Origin of the sequence: Thalassoglobus sp. (assembly GCF_048270125.1) — a bacterium.
Classification (GTDB): Bacteria; Planctomycetota; Planctomycetia; order Planctomycetales; family Planctomycetaceae; genus Thalassoglobus.
Map to the genome: position 1 here is coordinate 257,264 of NZ_JBLWTN010000004.1, position 21,935 is coordinate 279,198.

Below are 21,935 nucleotides of genomic sequence, written 5' to 3' on the forward strand. Positions count from 1 at the left end.
ATGCTTCTCAACACGTTTTAATAAATCACAATTTCATGACCAATGATTCTCCCAAGGCTGGCTTTTTTCGATCAAAACGCGTTTTCGCCCTCTGCTCTCTTTCGTTACTTTCAGTCGTTGTGCTGCTCGTCCTCTTCTTGCTCAGGGGGGGGACATTGGGAGCTAAGCTCGCTGAAATTCGGGAGAAAGGACTGCCGACGAGCCCCAGTGAACTCAACGACTATTACGCCGTTCCTGCAGGAGTCGCAGACCGGACTGATGCCTGGCAAAAAGTCTTTGACCTTCTGGAAAATGCTGACTTAGAAAACCGTGGGCAAGCGTTGCCATACATCGGGAATGGACCGTCTCCGATCCCACCACCGGGAGAAGAATGGGACCAACTCGCCGCCTCGCGAAAGTTTCTTGCGGAATTCGAGAAGGAAATTGCAGCGATTCACGAAGCTGGTGCCGAAACTGGACAGATTCGGCTTCCAATCGATTTCACAGTTGGGGACCCGTTTCAGTTTGAGATGAGCAAGCAGCCTCGAATTATTGCCAGGTTGCTCTCACTTGATGCGCACGTCAGTACGCATGATGGACATTCTGAACGGACACTCAACGATATTCATTCCATCTTTGCCATCTCCGATGCCCTTCAAGGAGAGGTGATCCTGATCAGTCATTTATTAAGAAATGCTTTTCACGCGATGGGCATTTCTGTGATGGAAGAAGTGCTCAGCCACAACGCTTGGGACGATGAGGATTTGGCAGCACTGCAAGAAAGCATTCGGCGAGCAAATTTTCGCGACGAACTGATCTTTGCGTTACACGGCGAGCGGGCTATCAGCCTTAAACTGATCGATATGATCTCTTTTGGTCCATTTCGCTCGTCAAGTAAAATTGAATTGATTCGTTTGACGGATAGAACCGTCTCGGGGGTGGAAGAATCCTGGATCGCGGGAATCGATCGCCAAAAAGAGATCGCAGCGGAGAACACCGCTAATCGGGGAAAAGCTATGAGCGGGCTCAAATATCAAGCAGTTTTTGCACTGGCACCTGCTTATGAACAGACGGTTCTCTCTGGGGCTAGAGCGACAGCGAGACAGCGGTGTGCCATCGTCGCCTTGGCTGCGAAACGGCATCAGCTCAGACATGGGAGCTTTCCCGGATCACTTCAAGAGATTGACAAAGACTTGATTGGTCCCAGCCAGCAGGTGGAAGAACTTCTCACCGATCCGTTTGACGGGAAGCCTTTACGGTGGATCAGCGAGGATACTCGTCTGCTCGTATACAGTCTTGGAACTGATCTCGAAGATGATGGCGGAAACACAATAGACACCGACGAAGCATCAGCGCCTGACGTTGGCTTCTGGATCGACAAGTGAGCATCGAATTTGATTCGCCGGGACTATCGCAGTTTGCTCTACCGTGTGCCCGTGAAGAACACATTTCTCTAGTAAAGATACTGTTCGCTTCACATTGCATCTTCACACTTTGCAGCCACAAAGTGCAAATGTGCAATCGGAATCGTCCAGACGACAAGCTGAGAGTTTTCTTGACTCACCGTTACCGGGACGCTTTCTTTGGCAGTGCAACTGCATAAAGCATCGTCACTCCACCGACTCCAATGCACGTGAATGCCATCCACTCGGGGGGATTGAAGATTCGCACTCCTCCGTCAGAGAGAGTGGTTGTCAGTTTAATAATCGCGGAATCGGTTGCAGAGAATTTTTTCGTGAGCGCGACCTGGTCAACAACAAATAGACCGGCCCCGCAAAGAGACAAGTACAAACCCATTGTTAAAAACGCGGCGCGGATCATCGTTACTTCCTGAGAGTTCGAGCAAGACAACTCTTGCTCAAAGAATCTGGAAATGGCTGAAATTTCTTCAGCGACCGAGCCGAATCAAGAAAACAATGATGCACTGCCGCAACCAACCCTCGAAAGCGGTACAGTCAGAATGGGTCATACAATCGGAGCATGAGCCAAGCTCTGCCTGGCAACCTGGTTGAAGATCGTGCTGTTCCTGAACGTGCGAGCGACAGTTCCCCGCTCGAAATAACACACCTGAAAGCTATTTTGTGTCTGCTGGTTTCTTCGTGATATAAACGAAGTACGCGCCGTACTCAGTTCCATCAGCAGTCGTGAACAGAGTTGTTAAACGGGTTTTGCCTGCTTTTAATTTCAGGTTGAAGACAACTTCCTTCTCTCCCGGTTTGACGATTTTTGTTGTTTTGGATTCACCTTGTTTGATTATCTCGCCGATTTGGATCGATGCTCGAACAGGTTCGATCTGCTTTCCCGGAGTTGTTCGATATGCTTTCACACCGGGGACATCTGCTCCGGGGGGGAGTGGTGAGTTGATGGGGTGATCGATTTCTTCTGGCCAGCGACGTAATCGAAACTCGTACTCTCCATCTTCAACAACGTTGACGTTCCAAAAACCGGTGTTCTGCTTTCCGTTCATCGCGTTGCGAACCTGGCTTTGGTTCCACGGAGTCATTTCTGTCGTGATCCAATCATGTGAAGTCAATCGGGTAGGATTGTCCTTGGGGTGCCCCAGAGCGATCGCGGTCGCATTGCTGAAAGTTGGCAACAGCTCTTCCCACCACGCCTCGTAAAAGTTGGTCAATCGCTCGACGACTTGCGGATGCCCCGAGGCGACGTCTGATTCCTGTCCCGGATCTTTCTTGATGTCGTACAGTTGCTTCCCGTTAATGAGGCGCCACTTTGAAGTCATGACGGAACTCTGTCGCCACTTGATCGGATCTTTGACTCGTTGCGAGTCGGTGACGAGAATTCGATCTGGCCAATCGGTGGAATTATCTTGAAGTAACGGCACGATGCTGCGACCGTCAAATTTTACATTTTGAGGGGCAGCGATTTCGCAAAGCTCAATCAACGTGGGGAGCACATCGACATGAGCGGTGATCGGTTCCACATCCCGACCGCCGGCCAGGTTTCCATTCGGCCAGTGAACAAAGAACGGAACGCGGTGACCGCCATCGTACATACTCCCCTTTCCTGCACGCATGTCGGCATTAAACAGTCTCCAACCGGATGACGATCCATTATCGGTGGTGAAAATGAAGATCGTGTTTTCGGTCAGCCCTTCTTGATCAAGGAAATTCCGGAGCTGCCCGACATTGTGATCGATGTTGGCGATCATGCCGAAGAAGTTTTGCAGGCCGACGTTATTGAGTGACGCATACGGTTCGCTGAACTCCTCGGGTGAGTGCATCGGGCCGTGTGGAGCGTTCGTTGAAATGTAAGCCAGAAATGGTTTCTTCGCCTTTTTTTGTTGTTGAATGAAACGTTTGGCGTAATCGAAGAAAACATCTGTGCAGAACCCTTTCACAGGCTCAGGGGTTCCGTTGTGCCAGTAGCTGCCGTCAAAATAGGCGTTGTCCCAGTAGTCTGGAGTTTGTCCGATGCCACCTCCGCCATGTCGCAGGACTTCGGTATAGCCTCGATCTTCCGGGCGATATGGGTAGTTGTCGCCAAGGTGCCATTTGCCGAACATTCCTGTTGCGTAGCCTGCATCCTTGAAGACCTGCCCCATGGTGACTTCGTTTTCACGAATCATTGAGCGTCCCATGATCGTGTGCCAGACACCGGTCCGATTTGTCCAGTGTCCGGTCAACAAGGCTGCCCGCGTTGGCGAGCAGGTTGGTGAAACGTGATAGTCTTTGAGTCGCACAGACTCTGCGTAGAGTTCGTCAATCTTCGGCGTTTTCAAGACCGGGTTTCCGTGACAGGAAAGATCGCCGTACCCTTGGTCATCAGTGATCACAATCACCACGTTGGGTTGATCCGCCGCCTGAAGCGGAGTCAGCAAATGCAGTACAACGAAAAGGAACGAAGTTGTCAGGGCAATTGAAGATCGAAACATTCGTAGAGATCCTTTGGCAACAGCGGCCGCGCGACTATTTGGAACCGCAGAGTGTGAAGTTGGGTTTATCCGTCGTGTTAAGACAGTTTATTCTCACCGCTGTTTTCCGACTGGTGGATCGTCACAGGCCAACCAGGAAATTGATTGGAAGGTTTCCCATCAGTCACATCGATCAGGAAGCGGAAGGATTCGATGTGAAACGTTTTCTTGGCCGTGTCGATCGTCACCAGCCCAAATCCACTTCCTTTTTGCTCGGCGCGATCATACCGATTTTTCTCGGTCGCGACTTCTGGATTGCCGACGGCGTACACATAGACCTTGTTGCCAAGACCGTCGATGAATTCGCCCGTATCCGCAAGTCCATGCTTGGGGCGATTTTCGTGAGGCATTCCAATTTCATCGGGACGCCACCAGCGAGGATATCCCACACCAATCGCCGGGGGGCAGAATGACCAGTTGCTGTCTCGCTGTTTGTGGACACCATATTGGCACAGCGTCGTCAAATGCTGATCTCCATTGATGTGCAGAGCGTTCGATTTTCGAATGATATCAATCGCTCGGTTTCGAGCCGTTTGCGGCCATCCCCCTGAGTCGAGATCGGCTTTGAGATATCCATCGTAGTTCCCATGATGGGTTGCCACTCCAGCAAAGACTGTCTGGCTGAGCACAACTTTCATTGAGTGCCCGCGCCAGTCTTCGCACCATGCTTTTAAGAATTCTTCCTGCCGTTCTCCGAGTAGAACAAGTCCCGGTTTATCGAGGACGGATGTATCGAAGTCTTTATCGGGAACATGATCCGCGCGTCCGCTTGCCGTGTCGACATGCTCGGGACCCGATTTCCATTGGCGATCTGCAATCACTGCGAAGCTGACGTCGCCGTAGACGACATCACCAAAGTAAACACTGATGTCTTGCTTCGAAGGAGCGGGATCGTAAAAGTCCGGGTGATGGCTGACACATGTTGTATGGACCACGTTCACCATTTTCGCTGGCTCGCGATAGCCCCCTTTGGAAGAGGCTCCCTGGTCGATACCTTTCATCTTTGTTCCACCCTCGCCCCAAATGTTTCCTTGGAAAACATCGTGGTCGTCGGGGATGCAGAGCGTTGGACGGTCTTTCATTGCTTCGCGGAATGACCAGCCGAATTGATAGAACTTGCGAAGGTAATTCAAGATCGCTGGGTCTGCTGGCTCACGAATAATGCCGTATCCACCATGTGACTCGTAAATCTGGTCACCGGAAAAGTACAGCATGTCCGGATCGAGTTTCACAACATTGTTCGCGACCGGTTCATACGGAAAGGCATAGTCGTTTTGGCAGGTCAGTGCGCCAAAGCGAAGAGGTCGCCCAGTTGGATTCGCTTTAATGAGACCTGACCATTCGGATGAAACCGCTGCTTCACCCTTTCTCTTTTCTTTGTAGAGTACGCGGTATGGCGTCTCCTGTTTTTCATCCCAGTTCGGAATCCGAAAGGTCGCGACCCAGGCGTCAGTGTCGAGTGGAGCCTCTCCCAGTGTAGACCATTCTCCATTCTTGCGGATCTGAAGTTGGACCGTCTGGTTGTCATCTTTTCCGAGTGGTCCGGTCAGGGCACTCAGTTTCAGAACGAAACCTTCATCGCTGCGCGAATCGCTTAAAGAATACATTGTCCACAAGAGCGGGCCGAATTCCCGTTCAGGACGAACCGTGAATGATTCCCCGGAGACCACCCAGTTTCGAAAGCGGTATCTTGTCTTTCCGATGTCTCGATTCGGGTTGCGGCGGTTGGCAACATTATAGTTGTTCACCAGTGCGATGTTGCCCGGGAATGCCGTACCGGGCATTTGCGTCGATACGGTTTCAATTTGCTCACCCGTATCTGAAAGTAAATTGAGTGTGACGCGGTACCCTTTCACATTTGGAGTCCCTTGAACCTGCAGCGAGAACTTTTCCTGTTGGAAGTCTTCCGGGAGATCTTTCACCGCTCCGCCGATTTGGAGCTTTCCTTTTGAGATGCCGATATTGACCCCGCCGGAGGCAAAGCAGTTACTCCGATATTCATTGATGTCGCTCCGAATTCCCATGCGGAAGCCGACCCCTCCATCAAGCCCTTTCTTCTCTGCAAGTTCGACGTCGACCGACATCGCAAACGGTTGGTTGGTCTCAGTGAATTCATGCGTGATCAGGTGGATATTCCGGTTACCGCCGAAGGATTGGCATTCTGCCGCTCCCTCAACAACTTTCCAGTCCTCCATCGGATTCGCCCAGAACTGTCCTCCCAGCCAAACTCGATCCGCCGTGTGCGCCCACTGATCAATGGGGGGCTGAGGTTCATTCGTCACAAGCTTTTGTGCTTGTACGATTCGATCAAGTCCCAAAAGTGTCGATCCAAAACCGATCACTTTCAAAGCAACCCGCCGTGTCAAAGAAGTCATTCGCTGGCTCTCCATTGCTGTCTCAACTGTGGAAGATCATTGAGATAATCTTAATGACTTCAAACCGGAAGATCGACAGGACAGCTCAACGGAAATCTGTGTGAACTCAGCGAAGCGATTTTTCAACCCGCTCAGACAATTCGACAATCGACTGGCGATAGTCCTGAAGAGTCGCTTTTGAATTGGGGCGAGGGATCAAAATCAGATCCAGACCAGCGGGGATTCGGTGTTGTTCCAGGCGAAACGCTTCTTTGAGAAGCCGCCGAATGCGGTGTCGGGCAATTGAGTTTCCATTTTTCTTGGAAACACTCAATCCAATCCGAGACCAGCCAAGTTCATTCCGAGCAGCGAAGATCAATAGCGATTGATTACTTGCTCTCTGTTTCAGGGAGTAGATTCTTTGAAACTCGAGGGAACTGCGAACTCGCCGAAACTTGGGGAACTTCAAGCGTTCAGGATTTTCGTGGTCGCTCACCGAAGTGTCCACTTGATTACGGGGGATTCTGTCTTTCCGAACGGGAGAGGATAGAGCCCACAATCAACTGGTGCAAGAACGGAACGTCAGGAGCTGGGGGCTCAACTAACAGTTCCTCGGGATCATGGGCTTAGCTGGGCTGAACGGGACAATGGTCCCGTTCTACATCTGGGGCAGTCATTGAGCCTCCGGTGACTTCACCGTGAGCTTTCTAGAGCTGGTCCTGAAACTTGAAATTGCTCTCTCAAACGTCGAGAAAAGGGACGATTCCAGAGGTTTTCGGACTGGTTCTAAAATGCCCGCATCTGAGGAAACTGATAGGCCTTGGCGTTGGGATTACTGGAGATTCCGTCTGCGGTTGGGCTCAGTGATTCTCTGGGAATAGGAGGAGCGACCAATTTTTGTTTTCCAGACCGCAGACGGGAATCTCCAGCGTCCCCACGAACACTCTCTTGGTACATGCTGGAGTTATTGATTTGTGAAGAGTGATTCGATTCGGGTTGATGAGCAGTTTTCACTGGTGCCGGTCCGGTTCTTCTCGATGCAGATCGCAGGCCTCGTGGGATCATGGCGAGTGGTTCAGCTTCGTCAGGACTCTGCGAACGAATGACTTCTCCCTGACCAGCTTGTCCTGCATCAGCAAGAGCTTCTCCAGCTGGCAGTTGGAATTCCGGGCTACCTGCGAGGACCCAATCGGTCCACTTCGCTTCGAGGTCATCAATTTTTTTGAAGCCGTAATGTTTCTGAATGGCAGCTGTCCAACCGTGGGTATGAGCATCATCAAGAAAATTCAGATAGACAACGCGACCTTCTTCCCCTTTTTGGCCGACGAGAAAACGAGCCAGTGAAAATCCTTCAGCGTACAGAGTCAAAACGTCCTGCATGTCTTCTGGATATTCACGAATCGTCAACAGCTTCTGCAGCGGGATTCGACGATTTGTTTTGATCACTCTGTCGAGAGTTTCGATCTGACGAGCTTGTTCTGAGCGATGCTCGAAGAGAGTTGCTGCCCCTTCATCTGCCCAGCGAGGCAACGGGCGGCGAAAGTGTGAAGCAAAGATTGTGTGATTCACTTCGTGTGGGATAACGGAATCAAGAATTCGCTCAAGTGTTCCTTGAACTTTCATGTCCCAGCCGTAGACCTGTCCACCATCGAAAGTGAAGGTTGTTGATCCACCAGCACCGATTTGACCAACTTTGACTGAGATGGGACAAGGGCGATACCAGTTTGGCAGTTTTTGTCCGAGCCAGGCAATAGCCAGGTCTTCGCGCCAGACTTCGGCACATTGGCCGACTTTTCTGGCGATCTCGTCAGAAGGTGCTGTGACAATGAAATTCGTTGTCTGGTGCGTCGCACCAACAGCTACATTCGAGAAGAAACAGACTGTCAGACAGACCGCAACGTTTCGCAGTTTCGCATCCATGCGCTAGACCGTGTCGATTTAGTTTGTCGGGAGGGGGATTTTCGCCGGGATGGCGGGGATCAAACTTCAGTGTAGTGTCGATTCGCGAGTTCCATGCGTTTCGATGCTTTTTGTTAATGCAACTGCCGGGCCAATTGCTGTTTCGAGCTGAGTTCCCTGCATGGTTGTCTCACAACTTGCTTCTGAGTAACTGTTTACGGTTATTGTGGCGATTTGGGACGGACCGGACCGGCCTTGAAAAAAGTTCAAAGCCGGATGATGCAAGATGCAGCAATTACATTTATACATCGTTTCAGTGTTTCAGTTGCAGGTCAATCAGTTCTTTTTCTTGGGACGGAACGCCACGATTTTCTCTGGATCGGTTTCCAGGTATGGTCCTCCAATGAGATCGATGCAATAAGGGATCGCAGGCATGACAGCATCGAGGCATTCTTTGATTGCCTTCGGCTGTCCGGGAAGATTGATAATGAGTGAACCGCCACGAATCCCAGCGGTCTGCCGGGAGAGAATTGCGGTCGGCACTGCTTTAAGAGACTCCTGCCGCATCAGCTCGCCGAACCCCGGCATCATCTTTTCGCACACAGCTTCTGTCGCCTCTGGTGTGATGTCACGATGAGCAGGACCTGTTCCTCCGGTGGTGACGATCAAGCAGCAGTTCTCTGTGTCTGCGAGTTTCATCAACGTCTCATCCACTAACGGACGCTCATCAGGAATGATCTCTCGGACTGCCTCCCAATCGGATTTGAGAACAGATGAAAAGTAGTCAACCAATGCGGGACCACCTCGATCTTCATACTCTCCGCGGCTTGCCCGGTCAGAAACAGTGACAATTCCGATACGTGCTTTTGTAGACATTTACACAATTTCAATTTCGATAAGAATTCAAGTTCGGCCGGATGATTCAATAGATCCACGATCCATCTTTTGGTCTATCCAGATGTTTTTCGAAGGAGCCTCTTTGCACGAGATCTCCAAAACAGATGTTTTCGAGCAATCGCTTTCGGGCTCGAATCGAGATCAACAATAATGCTTTGCAGTGTCTGTCGTGCAGCCTCTTTTTGATTGTTTTCAATTTGTAACTTCGCCAACAGGTACATCGCTTCAGGTTGTCGCCATTTCTTTGCGTGCTTTTCAAGATGAGCCAATGCCTGCTCATTCTGATGCAGTCCTGCGAGACTTTTCCCGTAAAGATGAGAGACATCGCCGAATTTGTACGATTCATCAACTTTTAAGATCTTCTCCAGCTTCTCTTTTGCCAACTCGTACTGATCAAGTTGATACTCAAGCGAAGCGGCTCCCCACAAGGCTGCAAGGTTGTCAGGTTCTTTCTCCAAAGCTTTCAGGAAGGCGGCGAGTCCTTTTTCTTTGAGGCCAGCTTTGCGAAGTGCTTCTCCGTACTGGACAAACTGGTGCGCATTCCCAATTTGGAGCGTCGCTGTTTCCAGGATTCTTAGTTCTCGACCTTTCGTCCAGCGGTGCGTGAACGCTGGTAACTTCACCTGACTACTCGGCAGCCAGCGAGCGATGAAGTAGATGAATGGGCCAAATGGCTGGGTTAACAGAATAATCCACAACCACAGAAAACGACCCGGGTCGTTTCGGACACAGTAGTACATCATCCAGATCAGAAACGGGAGATATAAAAGACTCATCCAACCAGTGGTGAGCGCCCAGAGGTAGTCAAGAGGCGTAATTTCAACAGGAAGGGACTCTTGAACCGCCTCGTACTCGAAGCGCTCAGTGGTCCCCGTCGCTTGTGCGAATATCAACCACATCTGTTTGGTGTCTCTGAAAAAAGTCGCTGAGAGTGTCCATCGTCAGGCATATTGTTTCATATTTTTGGCCTCTTTGCATCTGCAAGAGTTTGCACTTCAATTTCAATAGCGATCACAGACGGTTTCGACCTCGTATCAAGACTCACAGAAGTCAGACTCAGCTTCTCGTAACCTTCATTGTTTATTATCCTTCCCTGTTAGCAGCATTCAATTTCGACAAACTGCCAATTTTTTGGAGTCCTTCATGAGTTCTTACGAATCCGCAGAACGCTATTTCAATCACGCTGCAGAGGTGATGGGGCTTTCGGACAATATGGGTAAGCTTTTGAAAACTCCACAACGAGAAGTGAAAGTTCAAATTGCAATTGAAATGGACGACGGGTTAATCGGGACGTTCATTGGGTATCGCATTCAGCACAATAAAGCTCGTGGCCCCATGAAAGGTGGCTTGCGGTTCCATCCAGAAGTGGATGGGGATGAAGTCCTTGCGTTGGCTTCATTGATGACGTGGAAAACTGCTGTCGTCAACATTCCGTACGGGGGAGCAAAAGGGGGCATTTCAGTCGACACTTCGACCCTCTCGCATCGTGAACTCGAAAGTATCACGCGGAAATTTGTTGACGAAATTCATGACATCTTTGGTCCAGATACCGACATTCCTGCCCCGGATATGGGAACGAATGCGCAAATCATGGCCTGGATTATGAATCAATATGAAAAATACCACGGATACAATCCGGCTTGCGTGACGGGAAAGCCTGTCGAGCTTCATGGAGCTGATGGACGCGAAGAAGCAACTGGACGTGGTGTTGCCATCGTGACAAAAGCGGCGATGGCGAAACTGAAAAAGCCGGTCGAAGGGTCGCGAGTCGCGATTCAGGGATTCGGAAACGTAGGGAGTTTTGCCGCCTCAATTCTTCACAAGATGGGAGCAAAGATTGTTGCCGTTTCCGATGCTTATGGTGGCATTCAGAATCAGGATGGACTCGATATCCCGGAACTCCTGAAGCATATGGAGAAGCACAAGAAGGTCGAAGAGTTCGAAGGATCTGAACCGATTGACAATGCAGCTTTGTTTGCCGCAGATGTCGATGTTCTGATCCCGGCTGCGATTGGTGGCGTGTTGACGAAAGAGAATGCAGGCGATGTGCGAGCGAAGCTCATCGTCGAAGCAGCGAACAACCCGACAACCCACGAAGCAGATTACATTCTCGAACGCAAAGGCATTCTGGTGGTCCCAGATATTCTGGCGAATGCTGGCGGTGTGACTGTCAGTTACTTCGAATGGGTACAGAATCGGCAGCATTTCAGCTGGGAACTCGAGGAAGTCCGTAAAAGGCTTGAGAAGATCATGACCACCGCGTTCGATCGCGTTTGGAAGGTGGCTGAAGAAAAGAAAGTCTCACCCAGAATTGCTGCCTATGTGTTAGGGATCGGTCGTGTTGGACGGGCAACCGTCCTCGGCGGGATTTGAATTCAAAACTTCATTGAGAAAACTGACAGAAAATCACTACCTCGATTACGCAGCCACGTAAAATGGAATGAGGGGACCATCGTCCGTCGATGAAGAATCCGGTTGGCACCGTTCGCAATTGACTCAAATTTCAATCATTAGGATGAAGTGATGTCACCTGAAGCTAAAAAACATATCCAGCAATTTCATAAGGAGATCAGATCTAGTCGTATCCTCGACAACCTCACTCTGGATGAAATTGAGAGGATGGGTAATCACGTTCGTTTTGACGACTTTGTTGAGGGAGCCGATATTCTCTCCGAAGGAAACACTTATCAAGGGTTGTGGCTCATTCTTGATGGAACTTGCAAGGTGATCAAGCGGAGCGGCGAGCAGGAAAATGTTCTCGCCACGCTTGAACCTGGGACCGTTTTCGGTGAGATGTCCTTTTTTGAATGTGTGCCACATTCGGCATCGGTTCGGGCGGAGACGAACGTTAAAACACTCTGCTTGACCCGCGAAGAGTTCGAAGCACTGCGGACTTCTTGTGGGACGGTGAACGAGAAAATTGCGATCAATCTTGTGAAGTTGATTTCCGACCGGCTGCGACGAATGGATGGCTGGACGTGTGAGCTGATTGAAACAGACGGAAGTACTCAGCAACATCAGGAATGGCACGATTTCAGAGCGAGGCTTTACTCGGATATCTTTGATTAAAGGATTGCTCGTTTTAAGGGACATGTGAAGAGGAATTTCACGAGCGAAAGAGGCTTTGTGACTGGACCGATCAACCGACGTTAATGTCTGCGATTTTCAAGGAATTTGGCTTCTGAGTGAGGGGCGAGTTGTTTCAGAATGCGTTCGGAAATAAAATACCGGACCTTAAAAATTCATCCTCGTTTAAGAAACGCTAACAAAACTTCTGAAATTACAAGTGATTCTCGTAGGTGATAATCACTTTTCAAGTTTTATTAGAGCTAGTTAATTTCGAACCGAATGTCCTCCTTTCGTTTACCTGTCAACCGTGAACTTTGGTCCGCCTCTCGACTGAGCGGGCTCACCTCTCCGCAAGATTTGGTGCGTGCTAGAGAGATTGTGTTCTTACTGTTTGCAGGTGCCTGTGCCGCTTTGGCTTCCGGTTTAATCGACTTCAGCTTACGAATCCCCGGACACGCAATCTTACGTGTCATCTTCCCCATGACGTTGGGCTTGGCTTTGGTTCCGCGAAAAGGTGCTGGGACTGTGATGGCTGCGGGTGCCTTTTCGACGGGATTGTTTTTGCGTGGAACCGGGATTGTGGCAGGGATGAGTATTGGTGCTTTCACCAGTTTAATTGTGACAGGGCCTCTTCTCGACCTGACATTACGCAGGACAAAGAACAGATCCTGGATTTATCTGAACTGTGCGATTGCCGGCTTATTGAGTAATAGTGTTGCTATGTCGGTAAGAGGTCTCTCCAAGTTTCTGGGCTGGGAACGCTTAGGACGGGTTCCTGTTGGAGAATGGTTTTCGCGAGCCGTACTCACCTATCCCGTATGCGGTCTCCTTGCAGGACTGCTTTGTGCAATCATTTTGTTTTCAATGCGGGCCACAGAACCTGAAAGTGTAAAGGGCGAAGAATGATACTCATCGGAATCGATGACACAGATGTGGAAGGTTCGAAGGGGACCAATCAGCTTGCGAAAGCGATTGTTTCAGAGCTGGCAAGTGAATGGAAGTGCGAACGGATCGTGCGGCACCAGTTGCTTCAAGACAAACGAATACCGTGTACCAGTCGCAATGGTTGTGCTTCGATACTGCTCAATGCACGAGGAGCATCCGGGACCGACGAAGAGCAACTCATTTTGCTCATTCACCAGGTTCGTGAAGTGATGAAGAAGTGGTACATCAAAGGGAGCGATCCAGGTTTGTGTGTCTGTCCGTGCGAAAACGTAAGTAACAGCATTGTTGAGTTCGGCTATCGTTGTCAGTTCGAAGTGGTGACTCAGGCCGATGCTCTCGCAGTCGCGGACGAAGCTCAAGTTCATCTCGAAGGACTTGGGGGCTCAAATGGGGGTTTAATCGGAGCGCTCGCAGCTGTGGGGTTAGGGCATCGTGGAAACGATGGACGTGTCGTTCAAATCGGAGAATGGTCCGAGGACCTTGTCGGCTGCCAGACAATTTCTGCGATTCAGTCGCGCGGAGTGAAAGTCAATAACATCAACACCGACGAGTGGCTGAGTGACGGATTGGTCGAACTCAATAAAAAACTCCGGCCCAACCTTCGGGGTAACGAAATCGTTCTCTTTGTTCAAAAACAAGAGCTGCAACAGAATGAGTCGATATCTCAAGAGCCGACGTATCAAGCGATTCGACTGCCGTAAGTTGCTTGTTGTATTTCTGCGAAAATCATGATTCGTTGTGAATCAAACTTTCTTCTCAATGAACGGACGTAAATCAATGACTGATCTTTCCCAGGAGACATTGAATCAGCTTGCGCAGTACGACACGCCGACAGTGTGCAATGTGATAGAACTCTTCGATGTCCGCCCACGAAATCAGGGGTACATGAATGATTCGATCAAAGCCTGTTTCCCAAAACTGCCGCCGATGGTGGGTTTCGCGCTGACCTCCACATTCCGAAGTATGGCACCCCCCAAGGCAGGTGATGCCTACGGATCTTTAACCGATCAAGTTGACCTCTTCGCCAACTTGCCCGGACCACCTGTGATGGTTTTTCAGGATCTGGATGAGCCAACTGTCTCTGCGACCTTCGGCGAAGTGATGTGTACGATGTACAAATCTTTCGGATCAGCCGGCTTGATTACCTCTGGTGCCGGGCGTGATTTGGATCAGGTGGAAGTGCTGGACTATCCTGTCTTCACGAACGGAACCATTTGCTCCCACGGATATTGCCACATCCCGCAAATCAATGTTCCGGTAACGGTTGGAGGAATTGCCATCAACCCGGTCGACTTACTGCATGGTGACGTGAATGGCGTGACCACCGTTCCACTGGAAATCGCCAGCGAAATTCCAGATGCCTGCAAAGAACTGATGGCAGCTGAGCAAGTGATTCTTGATTACTGCAGAAGCGGAAACATCAACCCGAAAGGCTTGGCTGAAGCCCGCGCGGCTTCACAAGAGTTGATCGGCAAACTGGCTCACCGCTTAAAGCGATGAAGCCAATCAAGCGCGCCACATTCACTTACGGACTGATTATTTCTGTGAGTCGGAACGTCAGTGGGTGAATGAGGCGAACGCATCATAAGATGAAACAAATGGAGTGACGATCATGATCGTTGGTGTGCCGAAAGAAGTGAAGTCAGACGAGTATCGGGTCGCCATGTTGCCGGTCGGTGCTGAAGAGCTGACACGAGCTGGTCACCGTGTCTTAATCGAACAAGGTGCCGGACTAGAGTCAGGAATTTCGGACGAGGAATATGCGATTCATGGAGCTGAGATTCTCAGTGGCCCGGAAGAAATATTCTCTCAGGCGGAGTTGATCGTCAAAGTTAAAGAGCCGCAGGCAGAAGAATGGCCACTCTTGCGTGACGGGCAAATGCTTTTCACATATCTTCACTTTGCAGCGGATGAAGAATTAACGCGAGAAGTTCTTGATACCGGAGTGACTGCGCTGGCGTACGAAACTCTTCGCGGGGTCAAAGGGGACTTGCCGTGCCTAACGCCAATGAGTGAAGTCGCTGGGCGAATGAGTATTCAGGAAGGTGCGAAGTATCTCGAACGTCCGCATCAAGGTCGCGGGGTTCTTTTAGGTGGAGTCCCCGGGGTCGCGCCGGCCCATATTGTGGTTTTGGGCGGCGGAATCGTGGGGAAAAATGCTGCACAAATCGCTGCTGGTTTTCAGGCAGATGTCGTCTTGATGGATATCAACATCGACCGCTTACGGTATCTCGAAGACATCATGCCCGCCAATGTGAACACTTTGTTTTCAGACCGACATAATATCCGCGAGCAACTTCAGCGTGCTGATTTAGTGATTGGTGCTGTCTTGATTCCCGGAGCGAAAGCTCCAAATCTGGTCTCGGCCGAAGATTTGAAAATCATGAAGTCAGGCGCCGTGGTCGTTGATGTTTGCATCGATCAGGGAGGATGCTTCGAAACGAGTCGCCCGACCACACATTCAGAGCCAACATATGTCGTCGACAGTATTGTCCATTATTGTGTGACCAACATGCCCGGAGCCGTTGGAAGGACCAGTACCTATGCGCTATGTAATGTAACATTGCCGTACATTCGAGAAATTGCCAATAGAGGATTGCAAGCTGCCTGCGATCGAGTTCCGGGAATGCTCGAAGCTGTCAACATGCACCGTCGTCAAGTGACGAATCAAGCAGTCGCAGAGACGTTCGGGCTCAGCTATGTCCCATTCAATGAGTGTTAGAGCAGTTTGCTTAAGCTTGTGCCCATGTAGAACACGTTGCACCAGCAAAGTGGCATTTTCCCACGAGGCAGAACCCGAAGGTTCATGTGGAAAGTGTGATAGAACATTGTTCAATGCATTTTGTACCCGTGAACGTTATTTTATGTCTTCATAAACTGCTCGCCACGAGGCAGAATGTGAAGCCCAACATTCGATTTGCGAGAGCGTCATGAAATTATCCCTCATCTCTTGTGTCATGTTTCTTTGTTTTGCGTTCACACTCGAGGCGGTGAGTGCCGACTGGCCCGCTTTTCGTGGTCCGCAGGGAAATGGAATAACGGAAGATTCCGGGTTTGAAACATCCTGGGATTCTGACAAGAACATCACCTGGAGAACTCCCCTGCCCGGCCCGGGAAACGGAAGTCCAGTTGTGATCGGTGATGAGGTGTTCCTGTTGTGTGCAGAAGATCAGGGACAAAAACGATCGACGATTTGCTTGAACCGTGTTGACGGTTCACAAAAATGGATTCAAACGGTTAATTACGACAAGATCGAAGAGACACACAAAACCAATCCATTCTGTCCCTCGACTCCAGCATCGGATGGCGAGCACCTTTATGTCTGGCATCGCTCGGCGGGAATGCACTGCTACAAGCTGGATGGCACACCTGTCTGGTCTCGTGATCTGGGGGAGTTTCATCACATCTGGGGTGGCGGACCTTCTCCGATACTTTACAAAGACTTGGTCATCCAACTTTGTGGTCCCGGCGAACGGACCTTCCTGATTGCCTTCGATAAGAAAACGGGGGAGACTCGCTGGCAATCCGAAATCGAACCGGGGGGCAGCGCGAGTGACAAAGGTCGCTATGTCGGAACATGGGCGACACCATCAATTGTTAATGTTGATGGAAAGGACCAAATCCTTTGTCCGTATCACACACGAGTCGTCAGCTACGACCCGCAATCTGGCAAGGAGATCAACTTCATTGAAGGTCTTCATGCTGAGAAGAGTGATCTCTGCTATACCAGCCTTATGATCAGTGGAGAGACGGCAGTCATTTTGGGAGGCTTCCGCGGTCCCGGTTTCGCCTTCAAGCTGGGTGGGAAAGGGAACACAACTGAGTCGCACCGGATCTGGCATACCGGTGATCTCCAAAACCCTCAGCGAATTGGAACAGGTGTCATTGTTGGCGATTTCGTATACATGGCCAACGCCGATAACTCCGGCTCCCTTGAGTGTTTCTCCCTGAAGACTGGTGAACAAACCTGGAAGTTGCCCCGTTCAGAGAATGGACCGCACTGGGCGTCGATGATTTTTGCCGAAGGGAAACTCTACGCGACTGGGCAAAAAGGGACCACAACGGTCTTCGAGCCGAATCCAGAGAAACTGGAAGTCATCTCCATCAACAAGTTGGGAGAAGATTGCAATGCAACGCCTGCATTTTCCAATGGAGAGATCTTCATCAGAACCGGGGCTGCAATTTACTGCATCAGTGATAAGAAATCAGCAAAAAATTAATCCGTGCATTCGAGGTTGAGAACAAATCGTTTCGAACCTGTGACAGGGGCAAGATTTTTAGTCCCTGTTGTGCACGGAAGTTGCCTGTGAAGTCTCTTGTCTGGCATTGAATGTGTGAGACTCTTCAGACGAGCGTGATGCAAGGATGAATAGCTGGGCGAGCAGGACAACTCCAAGCGGCGAAAAGACAATCACCCAGCCGATGAGCATCACTGATTCAAACCACTGACCATGAATGGTTCTCAGGACCACGATTTTTTCGGGAGTCCGAATCTTGTATTCGTGCAAAACCACTAACACATTCGCGAGACGCTGAGGATTGACATTTTTTTGAGTGAGGTTTTCCTCTTCTTCCACGATGATTACGGGGGAAGAGGCAGTCCAGCTTCTTGCGATCTGCTCGACGTGTTCTTTTCCCAAGACGGTCAGTTCAGGTTGTGAATCAACGAACTCGTCTGTTCGAATTACGAAGTCTGCGCTCGTCGAGGTTAAGTATTCACGGTCTCGGGGGTCGACGATTGCTCCCAAGATCAACAGTCCGATCATCGCGAACATTGTCCATAGCAGAGCGCCACATCCAATCGCTGCCATTTGCGATTTGAACTGAGAGCGTTCCGAGGCTTCTTCAAAATGCACGGGGAGAGTGCGGCGTTTCACAAGCGAGCGTGAAGCGGTTGCTCCGATTTCGCCAAGCTTGATTAACTCTGCCCATGTTCTTTCTATACGCCCTTCTGCAATGTGGGTCAGCTGAGCGCGGGCGTCCAATACGATGAAATCATTTCCGTCGGGTAAAGTTACTTCATAGGGAGCTAAAAGCACGCGCACTTGATCGCTCGACCCTTCAATTTGAATTTGACCCTTCTCACCGATCAAGGCCAAGGTCCACCCGCTGCTAATATCTCGGCGGATTTTCCAATTTGCGTCGAGTCCGTTTTCACCGGAGAGACGGACAGAAATCTCGATTGGCTGTTCTGGATCAGGACCGGTTGATGCGGCAGTCACGTGAGTGGCGTTGGTGTCGAACGTTCGCATCCAGGAACTGTCCTGCAGAAACCACTGCTGCGCCAGCGAAGGCGACACAGATGTTTCGTGTTCGCGATTACAGACTGTTCTTTCGAATTCAATCTTCCACAGTTTCCCTAAACGTGCTTCATCAAATTGATTACGGATGGATTTTGAGATTTCTTGAACACCGGAAACGAAGATGGGGATCACACGGTCAGTGGCATCTTGCCAGAGCGCGGTCAATTCAAAAATGCGGGAGGCATCTTCGTTTGGCGAAATGACAACAATGAGATTCATTCCCGCCTGAACCAGTTGCTTCGCGGCAGTCAGGACGTATTCACTCACGCCGGAGACCAGCACGGTATCGACCGAAGCGGTCTCTAGAATTTCGTCCCAGGAGTAGCAACGATTTGCCGACGGTGACACCGTTTGCATCCGGTTGAGCAACTTCTCGTCATCTGCCCACAAGGAAAGAACCTCGCATTCAGAGAGAAGTTGGACAGCTTCCAGGGCTGGAAGAATCGAGTTGTCGGAGGCCACAGCCGCGAGCTTCATGATGACTGGCTGACAGTTGGGGGAAGGTGAATCGAGTTCGTAGGTTAACCCTGCAGGTCAGTTCATCCAATGAAGGTCAATTAAGTTCTCAGAAATCCTTATGGGACGATTTCTCAGCCGATTTTATTTCCATCAGCGGGAATTCTCTCTACGAATGCAAAACGCCGACGTGTGACCATGCGTCCCATCGGAAGATCGGTTATCTTGCCGCGTGACTGCCGTGAGTGATTTGAAAGCAACAATGAAAGTCCGACTGACCAATCTGCGACTCCCTGCGGAAGCTCCAGAAGCAGAGCTGAAAAAGGCGATTGCGCACAAGCTGCAAATCAAGCGTGATGATCTGCCCGGGTGGAGGATTCTGCGAAAAAGCCTCGATGCCCGTTCGAAATACGACATCAAGTTTGTCTACTCAGTAGTCGTCACGCTTCCAGATGATCCCAAGTTGAAGCAGAAGCTCGCCAAACGGAAAGAGATCGAAGAGTTTGATCCAAAGCATTTCGATGATCCGGTTCCGGGCACACAACCGCTTGAACATCGACCAGTCGTCGTTGGGACTGGCCCCGCCGGACTGCTCGCCGGTTATTATCTGGCCAAGAAAGGGTATCGCCCAATTTTGATTGATCGTGGTTTTCCGGTCAAAGAGCGGGTCCCGCAACTTCGAGCCTTCGATCGACATCAGGCTGAGCATGATAACGAAAACAATTATCTGTTTGGTGAAGGTGGAGCTGGAGCGTTTTCCGATGGGAAATTGACCTGCCGAATGACCGGTCCAGATGTTGACTGGGTTCTGGAATCATTCATCGAATGTGGCAGCCGCGAATCGATCCGATATGAACATCGCCCACATTTAGGCAGTAACAAGCTGCCGATGATTTGTCGAAATTATCGCCGCAAAATTGAAGCTCTCGGTGGGGAATATCGCTTTGAGTGCCGCCTTGAAGGGTTTCAAATTCATGATGGTCAAGTACACGGAATCGAGACCTCCAGCGGGGTCATCACAACAGACCACGTCATTCTCGCCATCGGTCACAGTGCTCGAGACACCTATGAGATGCTCCATTCAATGGGCATGCCGATGCAAGCCAAAGCGTTTCAGCTGGGGCTGCGTATCGAACAACCTCAGGAAAACGTAAATAAATGGAAGTACGGTCAGGATCGCTATCTCGATCTTCTCGGAGCTGCGGACTATACCATCGTCGCCAAAGGCCAGCCTGACTTGTACACATTCTGTATGTGCGCAGGAGGGACCGTCATTCCCAGTATTTCCGAGCCGAACCAGTTTTGCACAAACGGAATGAGTAATTCTCGACACGATACAAAATTCGCGAACAGTGGTTTAATGGTCACTCTCGAGCCGAAGCATTTTGGCAGCGACCATCCGCTCGCAGGTGTTGAATTACAACGAAAGTTTGAAGCGGTCGCTTTCGAAATCGGAAACCGCGAATACCACAGTCCGATTCAACGCGCGAAGCACTTTCTTAGCAAGAGCTCCATTATTGGGGAAACGAGTTATTCCAGTTCGTACCAACGTGGAACGGTCAGCTGCGACCTTCGACAGGTACTCCCCACGCAAGTTCTGCAAGGGCTCGACCAGGGGCTTCCGATCATGGATGAAAAAATGAAGGGAGCATTCCTGAAAGGTGCTATGCTCCTCGGTCCCGAAATGAGAGGGAGCGCCCCTCTCCGCATGGATCGAGATCACGTGACGCGTGAGTCTCCCGGGATTCGCGGACTCTACCCCGTTGGTGAAGGAGCCGGGTACGCTGGCGGGATCATCACAGCAGCAGTCGACGGTTTAAGAAGTGCGCGAGAAATCGTCCGGAACTACGCTCCGACGACTGGATGATTTTTCATTTGTTGAATCGGCCTCTCTTGAGGAAACTCAATTATTTCATTTCTGAAATCGCCAGCTCTCGATCATGGTCGACCATCATCTCGACGAGTTCTTGAAAGCTGACTTGCGGTGTCCAGTCGAGCTCTTTTTTCGCTTTTGTGGCATCACCCAGAAGTAGGTCGACCTCTGACGGGCGGAAGTAATCGGGGTTAATGCGGATCAACACTTGCCCCTCTGGGCCATATCCGGTTTCTTCGACTCCTGTCCCTTTCCATGTAATTGGCAGGCCAGCATAAGTGAATGCGACGTTGCAAAAATCGCGAACTGTATGTGTCGCTCCGGTTGCAATCACATAATCGGCTGGATCGTCGGTCTGAAGCATACGCCACATTGCGTCGACATAGTCGCCGGCAAATCCCCAGTCCCGTTTCGCATCGAGGTTTCCGAGGGATAAGGTTTCTTGAGTTCCTGCTAGAATCCGCCCCAATGCCCGAGTAATTTTTCGGGTCACAAACTTCTCGCCTCGTCGTGGAGACTCATGATTGAAAAGGATGCCGTTCACCGCGAACATCCCGTACGATTCTCGATAATTCTGAGTAATCTGGAATGCGTACGATTTGGCGACTCCGTACGGGCTGCGGGGGTGAAATGGAGTTGTTTCTGTTTGTGGAGTTTCCTTTGCTAGGCCAAACAGTTCGGAAGAGGAGGCTTGGTAGAACCTCGCATTTGGTGCGAAATTTCGGATCGCTTCCAGAAGCCTGAGTGTTCCTAATCCGGTGACGTCACCTGTGTATTCGGGGAGGTCGAAAGAAGCTTTCACATCCGACTGAGCGGCAAGATTGTAGATTTCACTCGGATGGACCTTGTCGATGATCCGCGAGAGTGAACTCGCATCGCTCAGGTCGCCGTATTCCAGGCGAACCTGGTTTCCGGTTCCAGACTGATCACTCAATAGATGATCAATCCGCTGCGTCGTTGGTGAGGAGACTCTTCGGTGCATCCCCCAAACTTCGTAGTTTTTCTGAAGGAGAAATTCCGCAAGATAAGCTCCATCTTGCCCGGTGATCCCAGTGATCAAGGCTTTTTTCTTGCGAGGTTGGGAAGTCGTTTTCACGTTGGCTGTCTGACTCATGAAATAAAACTGTGGAGCTAGTGGAGCTGATGATTTAGGTGATTGCATCCCGCCGGGATTTTGCCGCGAATCAGGGATTCTATTCAGATTCACCATGACAATCCATCGGAGATGC

The 21,935-nt window shown here is 50.4% G+C and carries 18 protein-coding genes; 9 read left to right on the top strand and 9 right to left on the bottom strand.

From position 1 onward, the window contains the following. Window positions 1-35 precede the first annotated feature (35 nt). Window positions 36-1,364, top strand: coding sequence for a hypothetical protein (locus ACN0YR_RS07200; RefSeq protein WP_417848517.1), 1,329 nt, complete (start codon window positions 36-38; stop codon window positions 1,362-1,364). A gap of 181 nt (window positions 1,365-1,545) precedes the next feature. On the opposite strand, the gene ACN0YR_RS07205 is transcribed toward ACN0YR_RS07200, so the two are convergent. The 7 genes from ACN0YR_RS07205 to ACN0YR_RS07235 form a co-directional block, all read right to left on the bottom strand. Then, on the bottom strand, window positions 1,546-1,800 hold the full coding sequence (locus tag ACN0YR_RS07205; protein ID WP_417848518.1) for a hypothetical protein: 255 nt from the start codon (window positions 1,798-1,800) through the stop codon (window positions 1,546-1,548). A 253-nt stretch (window positions 1,801-2,053) separates the two neighbouring features. Beyond that, window positions 2,054-3,871: an arylsulfatase gene (locus tag ACN0YR_RS07210; RefSeq protein WP_417848519.1), complete on the bottom strand. Its 1,818-nt coding sequence runs from the start codon at window positions 3,869-3,871 to the stop codon at window positions 2,054-2,056. Between the two features lie 77 nt (window positions 3,872-3,948). Continuing rightward, a complete protein-coding gene (locus tag ACN0YR_RS07215; protein ID WP_417848520.1) occupies window positions 3,949-6,285 on the bottom strand; it encodes an alkaline phosphatase D family protein in 2,337 nt (778 codons plus the stop codon). A gap of 106 nt (window positions 6,286-6,391) precedes the next feature. Further along, window positions 6,392-6,760, bottom strand: coding sequence for a ribonuclease P protein component (gene rnpA, locus ACN0YR_RS07220; protein ID WP_417848521.1), 369 nt, complete (start codon window positions 6,758-6,760; stop codon window positions 6,392-6,394). A gap of 290 nt (window positions 6,761-7,050) precedes the next feature. Then, complete coding sequence (locus tag ACN0YR_RS07225; protein WP_417848522.1) at window positions 7,051-8,184, bottom strand: hypothetical protein; 1,134 nt, start codon at window positions 8,182-8,184, stop codon at window positions 7,051-7,053. 315 nt (window positions 8,185-8,499) lie between these two features. Further along, window positions 8,500-9,039, bottom strand: coding sequence for a molybdopterin adenylyltransferase (gene mog / locus ACN0YR_RS07230; protein ID WP_417848524.1), 540 nt, complete (start codon window positions 9,037-9,039; stop codon window positions 8,500-8,502). A 74-nt stretch (window positions 9,040-9,113) separates the two neighbouring features. Beyond that, a complete protein-coding gene (locus tag ACN0YR_RS07235) occupies window positions 9,114-9,959 on the bottom strand; it encodes a tetratricopeptide repeat protein (RefSeq protein ID WP_417848525.1) in 846 nt (281 codons plus the stop codon). A gap of 244 nt (window positions 9,960-10,203) precedes the next feature. On the opposite strand from ACN0YR_RS07235, the gene ACN0YR_RS07240 reads away from it, so the two are divergent. The 7 genes from ACN0YR_RS07240 to ACN0YR_RS07270 all read left to right on the top strand — a co-directional run bounded on the left by ACN0YR_RS07240 (window position 10,204) and on the right by ACN0YR_RS07270 (window position 17,294). Beyond that, on the top strand, window positions 10,204-11,433 hold the full coding sequence (locus tag ACN0YR_RS07240; protein ID WP_417848526.1) for a Glu/Leu/Phe/Val family dehydrogenase: 1,230 nt from the start codon (window positions 10,204-10,206) through the stop codon (window positions 11,431-11,433). A gap of 150 nt (window positions 11,434-11,583) precedes the next feature. Beyond that, window positions 11,584-12,129, top strand: a complete 546-nt coding sequence (locus ACN0YR_RS07245) for a Crp/Fnr family transcriptional regulator (protein ID WP_417848527.1) — start codon at window positions 11,584-11,586, stop codon at window positions 12,127-12,129. Between the two features lie 279 nt (window positions 12,130-12,408). Next, window positions 12,409-13,035 (top strand): hypothetical protein, encoded by a 627-nt coding sequence (locus ACN0YR_RS07250; protein WP_417848528.1) that lies wholly within the window; start codon window positions 12,409-12,411, stop codon window positions 13,033-13,035. Beyond that, window positions 13,032-13,775 (top strand): ABC transporter substrate-binding protein, encoded by a 744-nt coding sequence (locus tag ACN0YR_RS07255; protein WP_417848529.1) that lies wholly within the window; start codon window positions 13,032-13,034, stop codon window positions 13,773-13,775. The genes ACN0YR_RS07250 and ACN0YR_RS07255 overlap by 4 nt, the downstream gene beginning before the upstream one ends. 76 nt (window positions 13,776-13,851) lie before the next feature. Then, entirely contained in the window at window positions 13,852-14,574 is a 723-nt protein-coding gene (locus tag ACN0YR_RS07260; RefSeq protein WP_417848530.1) for an RraA family protein, read from the top strand. A 112-nt stretch (window positions 14,575-14,686) separates the two neighbouring features. Continuing rightward, entirely contained in the window at window positions 14,687-15,796 is a 1,110-nt protein-coding gene (gene ald, locus ACN0YR_RS07265) for an alanine dehydrogenase (RefSeq protein ID WP_417848531.1), read from the top strand. Between the two features lie 208 nt (window positions 15,797-16,004). After that, window positions 16,005-17,294 carry a PQQ-binding-like beta-propeller repeat protein gene (locus ACN0YR_RS07270; RefSeq protein WP_417848532.1) on the top strand — a complete coding sequence of 430 codons (1,290 nt, stop codon included), beginning with the start codon at window positions 16,005-16,007 and terminating at the stop codon, window positions 17,292-17,294. Between the two features lie 57 nt (window positions 17,295-17,351). On the opposite strand, the gene ACN0YR_RS07275 is transcribed toward ACN0YR_RS07270, so the two are convergent. Next, window positions 17,352-18,854 carry a hypothetical protein gene (locus ACN0YR_RS07275; RefSeq protein ID WP_417848533.1) on the bottom strand — a complete coding sequence of 501 codons (1,503 nt, stop codon included), beginning with the start codon at window positions 18,852-18,854 and terminating at the stop codon, window positions 17,352-17,354. 241 nt (window positions 18,855-19,095) lie between these two features. On the opposite strand from ACN0YR_RS07275, the gene ACN0YR_RS07280 reads away from it, so the two are divergent. Beyond that, entirely contained in the window at window positions 19,096-20,700 is a 1,605-nt protein-coding gene (locus tag ACN0YR_RS07280) for an NAD(P)/FAD-dependent oxidoreductase (RefSeq protein ID WP_417848535.1), read from the top strand. Window positions 20,701-20,740: 40 nt separating this feature from the next. On the opposite strand, the gene gmd is transcribed toward ACN0YR_RS07280, so the two are convergent. Next, on the bottom strand, window positions 20,741-21,820 hold the full coding sequence (gene gmd, locus ACN0YR_RS07285; RefSeq protein ID WP_417848638.1) for a GDP-mannose 4,6-dehydratase: 1,080 nt from the start codon (window positions 21,818-21,820) through the stop codon (window positions 20,741-20,743). Between the last annotated feature and the right edge of the window lie 115 nt (window positions 21,821-21,935).

Excerpts from the sequence above, each read along its gene's own strand:
- ACN0YR_RS07280 (WP_417848535.1), top strand. The coding sequence starts at position 19,096 with ATGAAAGTCCGACTGACCAATCTGCGACTCCCTGCGGAAGCTCCAGAA.
- ACN0YR_RS07215 (WP_417848520.1), bottom strand. The coding sequence starts at position 6,285 with ATGACTTCTTTGACACGGCGGGTTGCTTTGAAAGTGATCGGTTTTGGA.
- ACN0YR_RS07250 (WP_417848528.1), top strand. The coding sequence starts at position 12,409 with ATGTCCTCCTTTCGTTTACCTGTCAACCGTGAACTTTGGTCCGCCTCT.
- ACN0YR_RS07255 (WP_417848529.1), top strand. The coding sequence starts at position 13,032 with ATGATACTCATCGGAATCGATGACACAGATGTGGAAGGTTCGAAGGGG.
- ACN0YR_RS07260 (WP_417848530.1), top strand. The coding sequence starts at position 13,852 with ATGACTGATCTTTCCCAGGAGACATTGAATCAGCTTGCGCAGTACGAC.
- gmd (WP_417848638.1), bottom strand. The coding sequence starts at position 21,820 with ATGAGTCAGACAGCCAACGTGAAAACGACTTCCCAACCTCGCAAGAAA.
- ald (WP_417848531.1), top strand. The coding sequence starts at position 14,687 with ATGATCGTTGGTGTGCCGAAAGAAGTGAAGTCAGACGAGTATCGGGTC.
- ACN0YR_RS07225 (WP_417848522.1), bottom strand. The coding sequence starts at position 8,184 with ATGGATGCGAAACTGCGAAACGTTGCGGTCTGTCTGACAGTCTGTTTC.
- ACN0YR_RS07275 (WP_417848533.1), bottom strand. The coding sequence starts at position 18,854 with ATGAAGCTCGCGGCTGTGGCCTCCGACAACTCGATTCTTCCAGCCCTG.
- ACN0YR_RS07235 (WP_417848525.1), bottom strand. The coding sequence starts at position 9,959 with ATGTGGTTGATATTCGCACAAGCGACGGGGACCACTGAGCGCTTCGAG.
- ACN0YR_RS07210 (WP_417848519.1), bottom strand. The coding sequence starts at position 3,871 with ATGTTTCGATCTTCAATTGCCCTGACAACTTCGTTCCTTTTCGTTGTA.
- ACN0YR_RS07200 (WP_417848517.1), top strand. The coding sequence starts at position 36 with ATGACCAATGATTCTCCCAAGGCTGGCTTTTTTCGATCAAAACGCGTT.
- mog (WP_417848524.1), bottom strand. The coding sequence starts at position 9,039 with ATGTCTACAAAAGCACGTATCGGAATTGTCACTGTTTCTGACCGGGCA.
- ACN0YR_RS07240 (WP_417848526.1), top strand. The coding sequence starts at position 10,204 with ATGAGTTCTTACGAATCCGCAGAACGCTATTTCAATCACGCTGCAGAG.
- ACN0YR_RS07205 (WP_417848518.1), bottom strand. The coding sequence starts at position 1,800 with ATGATCCGCGCCGCGTTTTTAACAATGGGTTTGTACTTGTCTCTTTGC.
- ACN0YR_RS07245 (WP_417848527.1), top strand. The coding sequence starts at position 11,584 with ATGTCACCTGAAGCTAAAAAACATATCCAGCAATTTCATAAGGAGATC.
- ACN0YR_RS07270 (WP_417848532.1), top strand. The coding sequence starts at position 16,005 with ATGAAATTATCCCTCATCTCTTGTGTCATGTTTCTTTGTTTTGCGTTC.